The organism is Streptosporangium carneum (genome assembly GCF_027922005.1).
Lineage (GTDB): Bacteria > Actinomycetota > Actinomycetes > Streptosporangiales > Streptosporangiaceae > Streptosporangium > Streptosporangium carneum.
This window is the reverse complement of sequence record NZ_BSEV01000040.1, coordinates 1-12,467: the sequence shown is the minus strand read 5'-3', so window position 1 is coordinate 12,467 and position 12,467 is coordinate 1. Positions and strand designations below refer to the sequence as shown.

13 protein-coding genes and 1 pseudogene are annotated in these 12,467 nt (G+C 69.0%); 7 read left to right on the top strand and 7 right to left on the bottom strand.

Annotation, left to right across the window (positions count from 1 at the left end):
* Nucleotides 1–106: 106 nt before the first annotated feature.
* The 3 genes and pseudogenes from PKF00_RS41125 to PKF00_RS41115 form a co-directional block, all read right to left on the bottom strand.
* On the bottom strand, nt 107–877 hold the full coding sequence (locus tag PKF00_RS41125; protein ID WP_271223194.1) for a hypothetical protein: 771 nt from the start codon (nt 875–877) through the stop codon (nt 107–109).
* Between the two features lie 66 nt (nt 878–943).
* A pseudogene (locus PKF00_RS41120) lies at nt 944–1,078 on the bottom strand (VOC family protein); the annotation flags it as partial.
* A gap of 284 nt (nt 1,079–1,362) precedes the next feature.
* A complete protein-coding gene (locus PKF00_RS41115) occupies nt 1,363–2,085 on the bottom strand; it encodes a poly-gamma-glutamate hydrolase family protein (protein WP_271223193.1) in 723 nt (240 codons plus the stop codon).
* A gap of 274 nt (nt 2,086–2,359) precedes the next feature.
* On the opposite strand from PKF00_RS41115, the gene PKF00_RS41110 reads away from it, so the two are divergent.
* Nucleotides 2,360–3,085 carry a dienelactone hydrolase family protein gene (locus PKF00_RS41110; RefSeq protein WP_271223192.1) on the top strand — a complete coding sequence of 242 codons (726 nt, stop codon included), beginning with the start codon at nt 2,360–2,362 and terminating at the stop codon, nt 3,083–3,085.
* 120 nt (nt 3,086–3,205) lie between these two features.
* On the opposite strand, the gene PKF00_RS41105 is transcribed toward PKF00_RS41110, so the two are convergent.
* Nucleotides 3,206–4,753: a DUF1349 domain-containing protein gene (locus PKF00_RS41105; RefSeq protein WP_271223191.1), complete on the bottom strand. Its 1,548-nt coding sequence runs from the start codon at nt 4,751–4,753 to the stop codon at nt 3,206–3,208.
* Between the two features lie 139 nt (nt 4,754–4,892).
* Between PKF00_RS41105 and PKF00_RS41100 the strand changes: the two genes are divergently transcribed.
* The gene (locus PKF00_RS41100) at nt 4,893–5,555 is read left to right on the top strand and encodes a response regulator transcription factor (protein ID WP_271223190.1); all 663 of its coding nucleotides are present in this window, start codon (nt 4,893–4,895) and stop codon (nt 5,553–5,555) included.
* The gene (locus tag PKF00_RS41095) at nt 5,552–6,667 is read left to right on the top strand and encodes a sensor histidine kinase (protein ID WP_271223189.1); all 1,116 of its coding nucleotides are present in this window, start codon (nt 5,552–5,554) and stop codon (nt 6,665–6,667) included. Before PKF00_RS41100 ends, PKF00_RS41095 begins: the two co-directional genes overlap by 4 nt.
* Before the next feature lie 317 nt (nt 6,668–6,984).
* Here the strand turns inward: PKF00_RS41095 and PKF00_RS41090 are convergent, their stop codons facing one another.
* A complete protein-coding gene (locus tag PKF00_RS41090) occupies nt 6,985–7,380 on the bottom strand; it encodes a RidA family protein (protein ID WP_271223250.1) in 396 nt (131 codons plus the stop codon).
* Nucleotides 7,381–7,516: 136 nt separating this feature from the next.
* Here PKF00_RS41090 and PKF00_RS41085 point away from each other — a divergent pair, with 136 nt between their 5' ends.
* The gene (locus PKF00_RS41085) at nt 7,517–8,491 is read left to right on the top strand and encodes a helix-turn-helix transcriptional regulator (RefSeq protein WP_271223188.1); all 975 of its coding nucleotides are present in this window, start codon (nt 7,517–7,519) and stop codon (nt 8,489–8,491) included.
* A gap of 100 nt (nt 8,492–8,591) precedes the next feature.
* Here PKF00_RS41085 and PKF00_RS41080 read toward each other — a convergent pair whose 3' ends face one another.
* Together PKF00_RS41080 and PKF00_RS41075 are read right to left on the bottom strand one after the other, a co-directional pair.
* On the bottom strand, nt 8,592–9,365 hold the full coding sequence (locus PKF00_RS41080) for a TIGR03084 family metal-binding protein (protein ID WP_271223187.1): 774 nt from the start codon (nt 9,363–9,365) through the stop codon (nt 8,592–8,594).
* Nucleotides 9,366–9,590: 225 nt separating this feature from the next.
* Nucleotides 9,591–10,760: a DUF418 domain-containing protein gene (locus PKF00_RS41075; protein WP_271223186.1), complete on the bottom strand. Its 1,170-nt coding sequence runs from the start codon at nt 10,758–10,760 to the stop codon at nt 9,591–9,593.
* Nucleotides 10,761–10,806: 46 nt separating this feature from the next.
* Here PKF00_RS41075 and PKF00_RS41070 point away from each other — a divergent pair, with 46 nt between their 5' ends.
* From PKF00_RS41070 to PKF00_RS41060, 3 genes are all read left to right on the top strand, one after another.
* Nucleotides 10,807–10,953: a hypothetical protein gene (locus tag PKF00_RS41070; protein WP_271223185.1), complete on the top strand. Its 147-nt coding sequence runs from the start codon at nt 10,807–10,809 to the stop codon at nt 10,951–10,953.
* Nucleotides 10,954–11,345: 392 nt separating this feature from the next.
* Complete coding sequence (locus PKF00_RS41065; protein WP_271223184.1) at nt 11,346–11,504, top strand: hypothetical protein; 159 nt, start codon at nt 11,346–11,348, stop codon at nt 11,502–11,504.
* A gap of 398 nt (nt 11,505–11,902) precedes the next feature.
* Nucleotides 11,903–12,307, top strand: a complete 405-nt coding sequence (locus PKF00_RS41060; RefSeq protein WP_271223183.1) for a hypothetical protein — start codon at nt 11,903–11,905, stop codon at nt 12,305–12,307.
* Nucleotides 12,308–12,467: the final 160 nt, after the last annotated feature.

Below are 12,467 nucleotides of genomic sequence, written 5' to 3'. Positions count from 1 at the left end.
CCGGCCAGGCTCGGTCACGCCCGCCGCGGCGTCGACGGCAGACGGCCTCGCGCCGTCTGCCGTCCGGCCCTGACGGGTCCGCCGCTCCCGGCTCGCCGTGTGTTCTTCAGGACGGGCGCGGTCCTGCCAAGAGCTCGCCGACCTGGACGACCGCGAACTCGACCTGGCTCTGGCCCTCCTCCCAGTTGGCGATCAGCGTGCAGCCCGCGGCGGCGAGCAGGTCGCCGCCCGACCGCTCGGTCCGCAGGTACATCAGCCCCTCCTCGCCTTCGGTGCAGAAGAAACTCAGGTGGGCGAACAGCTCGGGCGGCGTGAGATCGGCCAGCGCCTCCTGCCACTCCTCGGCCGCCTCCGCCTCGAGGGGAAGGATGCTTTCGGGGCCCGTGCCGAGCGCGGTGGCGACCCGCATCGCGTCGAAGAGCGTGCCGTCCGAGACCAGCCGCGGGTAGCAGACGGTCCAGGTGCCGCGCAGATCGGACGCGGCGAGGTCGTGCCGCGCCAGCAGGGGAGCCAGGTCGCCACCCAGGACGAGCCGGCCCGTGAAGCACACCGCCGCGAGATCCGCCTCGAACTCCGGCGGCAGCCCGGCCTTGTCGAACTCGAAGACCGACCGGCTCGCGTCGAACTCCAGCAGTGGCTCGGCCAGGTCGAAGATCGGGCAGTCCCAGACGACCGGCTCGGCGCCGCGGAGGGCGGCCGGGTTCACCCAGGCGGTGTCCTGCGCGAAGCCGAGCTCGTTGATGAGGTTGCCGCCGAAGAACGTCGCATAGACGGCGTCGGCGTCGAAACTCGCCAGCGGACGGCCGAGCAGGATCTCAAAGGCACCGGTCAGCTGTTCTCGCCACGGGCCCGAAATATTCACAGAAGTGGAGTTCATGCCGGGACCATATAGGCCAGGCCCGTCATTCCGGATATGGATACGGCAGCCCTACGACACCCTCACGAAGCCCACGGGCTCGACGTTGGTCACACCGGGTCCCTGGCTGGAAACACCCCAGCCGAGCGCCTCCGCCCAGAACCGGCCGAGCGCCGAGTCGTCCAGAGCTCTGAAATTCACCTGAACAAGTCGCAGCGCCATGCCGCGCACTCTGTGCTCAACGGATAAACCGGGATGAATCGGGCATCGGCCTGTCGCTGTTCAGCTGAGCGGGACCAGCCGGCTGCCGCTGAGAACACCTCCGTCGGAAACCGTCACCGATCAGGTTCCACGCCCGCGCGTCCGCCCAGGCGGTGAAGTCGTCTTCGGCGGGGCCCTACGCGCGGGCGCGCGAGGGGCTGTGGCGACGGCCGGGGCGTAGCGGGAGCCGTGACCTGGAAAAGCGCCCAGCCGAGGTCGGAGGAGGCAGGAGACGGCGGGGGGGCTCAGAGCAGTGCGCGGTTGACGGCCGTCACGTAACGGTAGAAGTCGAGCGTGCGGTTGGCCGGGTCCTCGATCCAGGAGCGGGTCAGGGTGCCGCCGGAGAAGAACGCCTCCCGCTGAGCGCGGGTGATCTCCAACTGCACGCCCATGCCGCGGCTGTTCCTGTTGACGATGTTGGCCGTGCTGTTGCCGTTGAGGTCCGGGGGCACCGGCTCGGTGACGTGGAATCCCTCGGCGATCAGTTCCGCCCTGACCCGTGCGATCGCGGCGGTGTCCCGGCCCCCGACATAGGTCGTCGCCGTGGTGCCGGACGTGCCGTGCCAGGAGACCGTGTGGTCGCTGTTCGTCACCACCCCGACCCCGCGGGGCTCATCGAACGCGGTGGAGGTGATGTGCAGTTTGCTGTTACCCGAGGACTTGATCCCTTCGAAGGAGTAGAAGGCGTTGGTGGCGCCCGCGGCGTAGTCGGCCAGCTGTGTGGTGGGCGCCTCGATGGATCCGCCGTGGATCGCGATGTGGGCCACCGTGGCGCCGGCCGGGGTGCGCTTGATCCGGCGGTAGTCCACGTTCTCGGTCTCACACCCGGCGAGCTCGCTGAAGTTCGAGTATTCCGGGACGGTGCAGTCATGCACGGCTCGGGCCGTGGTCGCCTGTGCCGCGGGTGCCGCGGTGAAGAGAGTCGCGAGCAGGATGTTCGTGAGAACGACGGTTACGCTTTTCTTCACGACACGCCTTTCGGAGATTTCCGGCCGCCTGAGACCACGAGAACGCCTCACCGGCCGGTCCCTGGAGATCATCGTTCAGACTACGGCTTGGCCGTTCCGGGGGACAGGCCGGAGGGACCGGGCCTTCCGCGCGACAACGGCGACAACGCCGCCGCCGAGCACCAGGTGCGAAGCCGCCATGAGCCGTCGCCGCATTTCAGAGGCACACCCGCGCTGTTCCGCCGGCGGTGAACACCGGCCCGGCCGGGCTCGACGATCACTACAGTCCAGTCTCATGACGACGGTCACAACGCGCACGGTCGAGTACCCGGCCGACGGCCTGACGATGATCGGGCACCTCGCGCTCCCGGCCGGTGCCGGCCGTCGGCCCGCGGTCCTGATCGGGCCCGAGGGGCCGGGGCTGAACGACTTCCAGCGCCGCCGGGCCGACACCCTGGCTGAGCTGGGGTACGTGGCACTGGCCTTCGACATCAACGGCGGGCGCTGGTTCACCGACCCCGAGGAGATGCTGGCCCACACGACCCCCCTGCTCGCCGACCCCGACCGGATGCGGGGCATCGGCCACGCGGCGCTCGACGTGTTGCGCGCCGAACCGCGGACCGACCCCGACCGGATCGCCGCCGTCGGCTACGGCACCGGGGGCGCGATCGTGCTGGAGCTTGGGCGCGACGGCGTCGACCTGCGCGCGATCGGGACAGTCAACGCGCTGACCACGGGCCGACCGGGCGAGGCGGCGCGCATTCGCTGCCCGGTGTGGGCTGGGGTCGGGTCGGAAGACCCGATCATGCCGCCCGCGCAACGGGACGCGTTCACCGCCGAGATGCAGGCCGCGGGCGTCGACTGGCGCCTCGTGGTCTACGGCGGCGCCCTGCACGCCTTCCACCACCCGCCGGTCGACCAGACCGTGCTCCCTGGCGTCGGCTACCACCCACGGCACGCGCAGCGAGCCTGGCGCGACGTCGTCGACCTGCTCGCCGAGTGCCTGCCCGTGACGGAGTGAGCTGGTCGGCGACCACGATTCCGGACCGCCGACCCAGCCGGTCGACCGCCACCGGCTCCGGTTTGCGGGACATCACCGCAGCTCAGAGAAACTGTGACGAGCTCCTCTGCGAGGGCGTTCTCACTCGGCGGCGGGAAGCGGCTCCGCCCGACGCCCCTTTCCACGCTGTACGGCTATCGCCGCCCCGAGGGCAACGGCGGCATATCCGCAGGTCACGGCCAAACCCGCCCATGGCGGGAGCGGATAATGGCCTTCAAGCAGTGACGGACCGACGTCCACATGCGCGAACACGGGGACGCTCTGCGTGATCGCGAACCCGGCGGCAGGGGTGATCATCAGCAGCCATGTCGCCAGACCCGCAGTCGCCAGCAGACAGGGCACGACGACCAGCGCGACGGCCAGCCCGATGGCGGCGATGCCCCGCCTGACCAGCGCGGCGAGGCCCAGAGCCAGCACGGCGGCGACCGCGGCGAGCACCGCGTAGCCGACGATCACCCGGAGCTCGGTCCCCAGGGTGATCGGCTGGATCGGGTTCTGATTGGCACGCGCCATCGCCAGGCCGACAGAGACCACGATCCCCGAGGCCGTCAGCCCCGCCGCGAACGCGACCGCGCCGACCACCGCCGCCTTGGCCGCCAGCAGCCGCACCGGGTGCGGCCCGGCGGGCGGACCGGTCCTGACCAGCCCGGGCCGGTGTTCCGTTGTGAAGAACGTGACCGCCGCCACGAGCACCGGGATCAGCCCCACGGCCCCGCCGGTCAGCATGAGGTCGGCGCGCAGACCGCCCTCCATCGTGGCGGGCCCGATGTCGCCGCCCCCGGTCACGATGAGCTTGTCGCCGGACTCGACGACCCCGCCCGGGTGATGCGGGGTCTTACCGTCGGACTTCATGCCGACGCCGACGTCGTCGCGGCGCCACGAACCGTTCGCACCCTGCAGGTTGATCTGGTCGAAGGTGGCGGTGACCTGGGAGAAGGCTCTCGCCATATCCCACAGCGCGCCTGGCGAGGTGGCGAACAGCCCGATCTCGACCGTCTCCGGCAGCCCGGTCAGCCTGACCGTGCCGACCTCGGTCCACGTCCTGCCGTCGTCCGACTCGTGGCCGCTGACGGTGTCGCCCGACCTGGTCAGTCGCAGCCACTGCGGGCCGTCGTGAGGACCGCCGGCCACGTCGTGGATGTAGTTGTGCTGCATCCGCACGCCGTGATAGCCGGTGAGCATGACGGCGGCATACGGTGTGCCCTGCTTGAGGCTCTGCCTGACGAGGAGCCCGGCCTTCGCCCACGGCACGACCCCCTCCGCGACGTTGCGCACCCCGGGTACGGCGTCCGGCAGCCGGATCTGCCCGGTCATGTCCGACACACGGGCGGTGATGCTGCCGTTCCCCTTGAGCGGCTGGTGCACGAAGTAGTACTTGTCCCTGACCGCTGTGCCCTCGGGTCCCAGCAAAGGCGCGGGGCAGGGGCCCTCGCCCTTCCCGGTCACGCAGGTGCTGCGGACGCCCCCGGCGATCAGCAGTCCGAGCGACACGGTGACCAGCACGGAAGCCGCCATGGCGAGCACCCAGCCGCGCGCGGTGCGGAACGTGGTCCACTCCGCGTGCAGCACCTGGGGGAAGCCGTTCCGCCCGGCCCGTTGGCTGGATCGGTGCGGCGTGAATGGATTCATGCCGACGGTTGTACGGGGTGCCCGGTTCCAGCCGGGTCGCGGCCGCTGCGACCGGGCTGCGACCGGGGATCTGGCATCGTGGGGACATGGCACCTGAACCCGGCCGCCCCGCCCGCACGACGGCCGGCGGTGAGCGGCGGTGAGGGTCCTCGTCGTCGAGGACTTCGAGGTCCTCGCCCGCTCCATCGGAACCGGGCTGCGCCGCGAGGGCATGGCCGTCGACGTCGTCCTGGACGGAACCGCCGCCCTCGAGCGCCTGGCCGTCACCCGCTACGACGTGGTGATCCTCGACCGCGACCTGCCCGGCGTCCACGGGGACGAGATCTGCCGGCGACTCGCCCAAGGCCGCTGCGAGACCCGCGTACTGATGCTCACCGCCTCCGGCACGATCAGGGACCGCGTCGACGGGCTGAGCCTCGGCGCCGACGACTACCTGCCCAAGCCGTTCGCGTTCGCCGAACTGGTCGCCCGCGTCCGTGCCCTGGCCCGCCGCGCCACCCCGCCGCTACCGCCCGCCCTGGCATACGGGGACATCACCCTCGATCCGGCCCGCCGTATCGCGTCCCGGGCCGGTCGGCGCCTCGACCTGAGCCCCAGGGAGTTCGCCCTGCTCGAATGCCTGCTCGCCGTACCCGGTCTGGTCATCTCCGCCGAGGAACTGCTCGAACGCGTCTGGGACGAGGCCGCAGACCCGTTCAGCAGCGCCGTCAAGCACACCATGTACCGGTTACGGGCCAAGCTTGGTGACCCTCCCGTGATCGAGACCATCCGCGAAGGCGGCTACCGCATCGGATCGTCATGACCCTCCAGACGCCCGCCAGAAGGTCCCTGCAGACGCGACTCGCGCTCGCCTACGCGGCGGGCATCTACGCCGCCGGGGTCTTCGTTGTCGTCTTCGTCTCCGTCCCGCTCGTCAGCATCCACGCGGCCACTCCCAAAGGCCGCCCCTCATCGGGCGCGATCACCGAACCCGGGCCCGGGATCAGCCCGCCCCAACTCCTCATGGGATCCGCCGTCGCCCTGGTCGTTCTGATTCCCGTCGCCCTGGCTCTCGGCTGGTACGTCGCAGGCCGGTTCCTGCACCCGCTGCGCGCCATCACCGCCACCGCCAAAATCATCTCCGCCGGAAACCTCCACCGGCGCCTTGACCTCGGCGAGCCCACGGACGAGCTGACCGAGCTCGGCCACACCCTCGACGACCTGTTCGCCCGCCTGCAAGCCTCCTTCGACGCCCAACGCCACTTCGTCGCCAATGCCTCCCACGAGCTGCGCACCCCTCTCGCCGGGCTGCGGACCCTTCTTGAAGTCGCTCTCGCCGACCCCGACGCCGACACCGACACCCTGCGCTCGGTCTGCCAGGACGCCCTCGCTCTGGGGGAACACCAGGAGCGGCTCGTCCGAGCACTGCTCGCCCTGGCCACCAGCGAGCGCGGCGTCACCCGCTGGGACGCCCTCGATCTCGCCCACGTCGTCGAAGGAGTGCTCGCCTCCCGCCGCGGCCAGGCGACGGAGGCGGGCATTGACCTCGCCGAACACCTGACGCCCGCAGTGACGGCCGGGGACCCGGGACTGATCGAAAGCCTCGTCGCCAACCTCGTCGACAACGCCATCCGCCACAACCATGCAGACGGGCACGTAAAGGTCACCACGCAGACCTCCGGCACGCAGGTGGCCCTTACGGTCACCAACAGCGGGCCAGCCATCCCCGGCAACCAGATCCAGCGCCTCTTTCAACCCTTCCAGAAACTGGCGCCTGATCGTCACGGCCACCGCGACGGCTACGGCCTCGGCCTCGCCATCGTCCACGCCGTCACGCAAGCTCACCATGCCAACCTCACCGCCAGCGCACGCCCCGAAGGCGGTTTGTCCGTCACCGTGTGGTTCGCGCATGGACCTCATCAGGACCTTCCCTGACGTCAGGGGGACGACTGTGCGAGGGCGGCGCCCGCTGTCGGCCTGTTCGCCGTCCGCGGCTACCGGTTCTCACCGCGTATCGCCGGCCTGGGCGACCAGCCGGCGTGAGTTCGCCCAGGCGTACTCGGACCCGCGAGCACCGCGGCACTGGCGTACGTCGAGCAGCGGACGAACGTCCGCCTGCCGCGGTCGTGCAGGAAGGACTCGCCGCCGAAGCCGCAGACGCCGATCGCCGCCGTTCTGAGCACCGGAAATCATCCACCTGCCTACCACTCGTGCCGCCTCCGGCAGCCCTGCCGGAGGCGGCACGGGTCGCATCACGCGACGGCGGTCCCCTCAAGCTCGACCATCAGGTCGGGAATCGCCAGCCGTGTCACCCCGAGCATCGTGGTGGACGGCGCCACCCCGGCGGCGCCCAACCGCGACGCCAGCACGCCGTAGTGCTGGAAGAGCAGATCGACGTCGGTGGTGTAGACGTTGAGCCGGACGAGGCTCGTGAGGGACATGCCGGCCTCGCCGAGCACGGCCTCCAGATTGTCGAGGCTCAGCGCCAACTGCGCCGCCATGTCACCGGCATGCTGGGGCTTGCCGTCACCGCTCATCGCGGTCTGCCCGGCGCAGTACAGGGTCCGGGTGTGCCCGGAGACGATCTCACCCTGGTTGTACCCCAGCTCCGTCGACCACGCCCACGGGTTGATCGCCGTTCGCTCCATCGCCACATCAGCTCCATTCGATTCGTCGACATCACGTACGTCGACCGGTTCGATAGCCGCCACCTCTTCGGTCGCGTTGATGAGCCTCCCAACGAATCACGACATCCTGTGTCGTGTATTTCGTTAGAGTTCTCGCATGCGCGCCGACCGGTTGGTCTCGCTGGTGCTGCTGCTGCGCCAGCACGGCCGGCTGTCCGCGGCTGCGCTGGCCCGCGAGCTGGAGGTGTCCACCCGCACCGTGCTGCGCGACATCGAGGCGCTGTCCGCAGCCGGCGTCCCGGTCTACGCCGAACGCGGCAGGCACGGCGGGTTCGCGTTGTTGCCCGGTTTCCGGACCGAGCTCACCGGACTGAACTCCGACGAGGCCCTCGCCCTGCTGGTCGCCGGATCGCGGCGCGGCGCGCAGGCATTCGGCCTCGGTTCGGCGCTCGCTTCGGCGATGCTCAAGGTGGTTGACGCGCTACCCGAAAGTTATCGGGACACCGCGGCCGGCGCGGCCGAGCGATTGCTCATCGACCCGGAGACCGACCTCCTCTCACGTCGGCTGGTCGATGAGGAGGTGCCTGACGCCATAGCGGCCGAGGTCCTGCGCGCGGTGTTCGCCGGACGCAAGCTGCAGATCCACTACGCGGCCGTGGACCAGGCCCCGAAGTGGCGCACGGTGGACCCGATCGGCCTGGTCACCGTACGCGACCGGGGCTACTTGCTGGCCACGAGGTCCGGCGCGGACCGCACCTACCGGCTGTCCCGGCTCCTGGCCGCCAAGGAACTCGCCGAACCCGCACAGCGACCAGACCAGGTCGATCTGGACCGGGCCTGGCAGGAACGCAGCACGCGGTTTCGGACCGGCGGCGACCAGGTCACCGTGGTGGTACGGGTGGACCCGGCGCGGCGGGAGGACCTGGTGAGCACCGCGCTGACCGTCCGCGCCGAGGAAGCCGAATCAGACGGCTGGCTGCGGCTGGAGGTGACCTTCCAGGATCCGAGGCACGCCGAATGGGCGCTGTGGCAGCTCACCACGAACGCGGAAGCCCTGGCCCCGCAGTGGTTGCGCGACTCCCTGCGCAACCGCGCCACCGCGATCGCCACCCGCTACGGAGCGTCATCCTGAGAGTCGTCGCCTTCCGAGGTGAACACACAGGGCTGGTGGCATGGTGGAATCGTAGAAGGCGTTGTCGAGGAACCCGATCGGCAGATCACTGCCTGCCTCTTCAGAGGAAGACGCGAGCAACGTCGAGCCACTTCTGCGCGTCCTCGCCGACCGCCGTGAGGTCGGTCTCGGCTCGGGACCTGCGTCGGGTGACTCGAAGGCAGAAGTCGAGGGCACTGCCCTGAACCCGTTGCACGGCATCTTCCGGCCCCCATGCCCAGGTTCGGCCGTCGGGACCAGTCAGCTCGACACGGAACGGCTCTGCCGGAGCAGGCAACTGGGCGGCATGGAACGACAGTTCTCGTCCTACCACCCCTAGCGAGGCCACATGCCGAAGCCGGCCCGTCGGACGGTGCGAGACACCCAGTGCGTCGAAAACGTCCTGCCCGTGAGCCCACGTTTCCATCAGGCGAAGCGGCACCATGAGCGCTGCGGTCAACTGCGAGCCGTACCACGGAAACCCATGGTCCAGCGGAACGTCACGTAGCGCCGCTGCCACCTCGGTTCGGCTGGCGCGCCATTGCTCCAGCAGTGCTGATCGCGGTTTGGCCGCTCCCGCGGCGGCGTCGAGATCAGCGTATTGGCCGCCTGCGGCTTCGGCCTGCTTCAGTACAGCGTCGAACGCATCCGGGGTTCGTATGGCGATGAGAACGTTCGCATCTGCTGAAGCCAGATGAGCGATCTGGTGGGCGATCGTCCACCCCGCTGCCGGCGTGGGTCTGGACCAGTCGCTCTGCGCTGACACCAGGGCGTCAAGCTCATCTCCTTCGGCTACCAGGTCGGGCAGAGCAAGGTCGCGCTCTACACCGGACATGTCAAGGCCGTAGTCCAACATCGGTGTCACCTTCACACATTGACGGCAACGGGCTTGTCCCATTTGGATGGGTAAAGTTGATCTAGTGTGGTCAGGCTACTTGAGGTTGACTTCGACCTGACCCCTGGAGCACCACGTGCGTGCAGAGGCTGTCGTTCTGTCTGTCGGCCTGGCGGATGTAGCCGGCCCCCGTGGGGGAGCCGTCGGCCCAGCGGCCGTGGGTGGCGCCGCCGATGCCGCCGTGGCTCAGCGGTGTCGCAGGGGCTCTGCGGAGAAGTGTCGGCTGACCGGTCTCCTGGTGCCCTGGGTCACCATCCGCAGGCCGTACTCGATCGGGCCGTGACGGTGGGACCGCATCCACCAGGAACTCAGTCCGAGCAGGACCACGTAGATCACGACAGCCGCGCCCATCACCGCCGGGGGCGCGAGCTGACCGGCCAGACCGAGGCCGTAGCCGGTGAAGAGCAGGGCGATCAGTACGGACTGGCCGATGTAGTTGGAGGCGGCCATCCGGCCCGCCGGGCTGAGGACGTCGGTGACCGCGGGGAACCGTCGCAGCACCCGCAGCAGGGTGGCGACGAAGGCCGCCGCCAGGAAGGGCGAGGTCACCGTGTTGACGGCCAGGCCGTACAGGGCGACCTCGTCGGAACGGCCGGAGGTCCAGGCCAAGAAGAGCACGCCGGGCAGACCCACCAGGAAGCCGATCACCTGGGCGCGCGCCACCAGGAGCTGCCGGAGTTCCGGCCGCTCCAGCAGCCCGGTTTTGCCCGCCGCCAGTCCGAACAGGAACATCGCCAGTGCGACCGGTCCCTGGAAGCCCCACACGAACAGGGCGGACGGCGGGTAGATCTCGGCCTGGAAGGTGAGGAAGCCGAGGGGGCCGTCGGTCACCAGCCGGAGGGCGCGCGCTCCGGCGGCGGGGTCGGCGGCGGGGATCGGGTTGGCCGGGGCGAGGGTGGAGAGCCACCCCAGGCCTGCCCAGAACAGGCCGACGAGGCCGACGAGGCAGGAGCCGGCGATGACGGCGGTCCGCGGCTTGACGCTGCGCGTCAGCAACAGGATCACGCCGAGTACGGCGTACAGCGTGAGGATGTCGCCGAACCACAGGAAGAACCCGTGCAGCACCCCGAGCGCGAACAGGCCCAGGCAGCGGCGGAGCATCCGGCCCCGGACCCGGCCTTCGCCCCACGAGCGCATCTGCAGGGTGAAGGAGTAGCCGAACAGGAACGCGAAGATCACGTAGAACTTGCTGAAGACCAGGGCGTTCACCACGAAGGCGACCGGGTCGTCGGTCGGGGGCAAGGCGCCGATCGCCACGTGGGCGGGGTCGGACAGATAGGCGATGCTGCCGAGCAGGATGCCTAAGAGCGCGAAGGCGCGGATGGCGTCGATCTCCCGGATGCGGGTCGTTTCCATGAGCTAATTTCTAATAGAAATATCTGCCAGATACAAGGAGGGATCGGTGGCACGTCGGAGCCACACCGAGACGGCCGTCCTGGGAGCCCTCAACCTGCAGCCCATGACCGCCTACGCCCTGCGCGAGGCCATCAGGGACGTTCTCGGGCACTTCTGGAGCGAGTTGCCTTCGCCGGAGCCGATGGAGGTGTAATCGTCCGGCGTGGTCGAGGTGGAGACCGTCAGCTGCTTCTCCTTCGGTCCATACCTGGAGACTCCCGAGTGGAGACAGGAGCTGGAGCGGTGGTCATGGAAGGCCGGAAGTCTGCTGTCCACCGCCGTGCCGGTGCTGCTGGCTTTGCTGGTCTGGGCGGTCGCCATACGTGGCTCCGGCCGGCCGAAGGTCCACCGGCGAGCCACGGTGCCCGGGGGCGACCTCGACGGCGTCATGCGGGACCTGGCCGTCTCCCCGGATGAGCGGATCGCCTACACCCGTCTCCTGCCCGGAGCCGGGGAGGTCTTGAGGTGGCCAGAACCGTGGTCGGCGTGCCTGGGCCGGCCCGTGAATGGTCGGCTCCCGGAAGTCACAGCTCACGGGGAGGCGTCGTGCGGGGCCCGATCGGCATGCACTGGGCCGACCGTTCGACGCTGACCTTCCGGGCGAACGGCAACACCAGGACCGGCGCCGCGGTCCTCGCGCTCGACGTGCGGGAAAACGGCGATGGCCTGCTGGCGGCCGAGACGGCGCCGCCCATGGGGGAGTAGCCGGGACTGTTGATGTCGCGTGATGGAAAGCCGCCGACCAACGCGTCCACAACCTGACAGTGGCGAATCTGCACACTTACCATGTAGTCCTTGGCGACACCGCCGCCCTGGTTCATAATTCCAGCGCATGCGGACGGGGAAGCTTCGCTGACGAATTCGCCAATCTGACCCCTGGAAGGCGGAGCCGTGTTCGCATGGTGGATTCAGAAAGTGACTTGAGAGATCTTTCCGAAAACGGACCGAGGGAGCAGAATCCTTGCCTGGCTGCGGACCAAAGATTCCTGAGCGATTTAAGTTGTCAGATGGCATCGAAGTTCAATGGCGCACAGCATCTGAGTCCGGAGGTGCTGAAATTGACATTCGCCTTTCCAGTGGAACCCATTTAAGGTGCATGTCGATTGAAAGAGGAAACCCTGGTGCTGGTGACGGAAGTTCTGGATGAGGGACTTGACGACTGGGTGACTCTAGGACATTTGCTTAACCGGGCATCGGCCGTGTTCGGCCTTGAGGCAGCAGAGGCAAGAGGTGAAGCACTTACGACAGTCAAGACTCCTCTGAACAGCGAGTTGATTGTCGCTGGAAATATAGGCGATTCCGGGCTTGAGGCTTGGAATTCGAGCCCACCTCAAGCCTTCGAGCGCGGCCAGCTCCAAGAGGCGGCCCATCAGCGCGAACCCCGGCACCAGCGCGGCGCGATCGCGCAGCCCGGGTCAGCGGTTCACCCTCGGCGCGACCCCGGATCGCAGGATCAAGCGGCGAGCGGATCACGGTATTTCGGGCGGGGGCGGCTTTTCGGTTCCTGAGGGAACCACCACGAACGCCCGGGCGTTCGTGCGGGCGGACCGCGGCACGGTCATGACCGGCCGCCCGCACGGTGAGGACAGAGACAGCAGGTCCCGCCGTCCGAGGGCGCCCACGTCACACCCACCGCCAGGCGGTGCAGAAACCGTCAACAACAACTGC

What these genes read in the sequence shown, in the direction of transcription:
- PKF00_RS41125 (WP_271223194.1), bottom strand. Translation starts at nt 877, where the DNA reads ATGAACTCCACTTCTGTGAATATTTCGGGCCCGTGGCGAGAACAGCTG.
- PKF00_RS41110 (WP_271223192.1), top strand. Translation starts at nt 2,360, where the DNA reads ATGACGACGGTCACAACGCGCACGGTCGAGTACCCGGCCGACGGCCTG.
- PKF00_RS41105 (WP_271223191.1), bottom strand. Translation starts at nt 4,753, where the DNA reads ATGAATCCATTCACGCCGCACCGATCCAGCCAACGGGCCGGGCGGAAC.
- PKF00_RS41095 (WP_271223189.1), top strand. Translation starts at nt 5,552, where the DNA reads ATGACCCTCCAGACGCCCGCCAGAAGGTCCCTGCAGACGCGACTCGCG.
- PKF00_RS41090 (WP_271223250.1), bottom strand. Translation starts at nt 7,380, where the DNA reads ATGGAGCGAACGGCGATCAACCCGTGGGCGTGGTCGACGGAGCTGGGG.
- PKF00_RS41085 (WP_271223188.1), top strand. Translation starts at nt 7,517, where the DNA reads ATGCGCGCCGACCGGTTGGTCTCGCTGGTGCTGCTGCTGCGCCAGCAC.
- PKF00_RS41080 (WP_271223187.1), bottom strand. Translation starts at nt 9,365, where the DNA reads ATGTTGGACTACGGCCTTGACATGTCCGGTGTAGAGCGCGACCTTGCT.
- PKF00_RS41075 (WP_271223186.1), bottom strand. Translation starts at nt 10,760, where the DNA reads ATGGAAACGACCCGCATCCGGGAGATCGACGCCATCCGCGCCTTCGCG.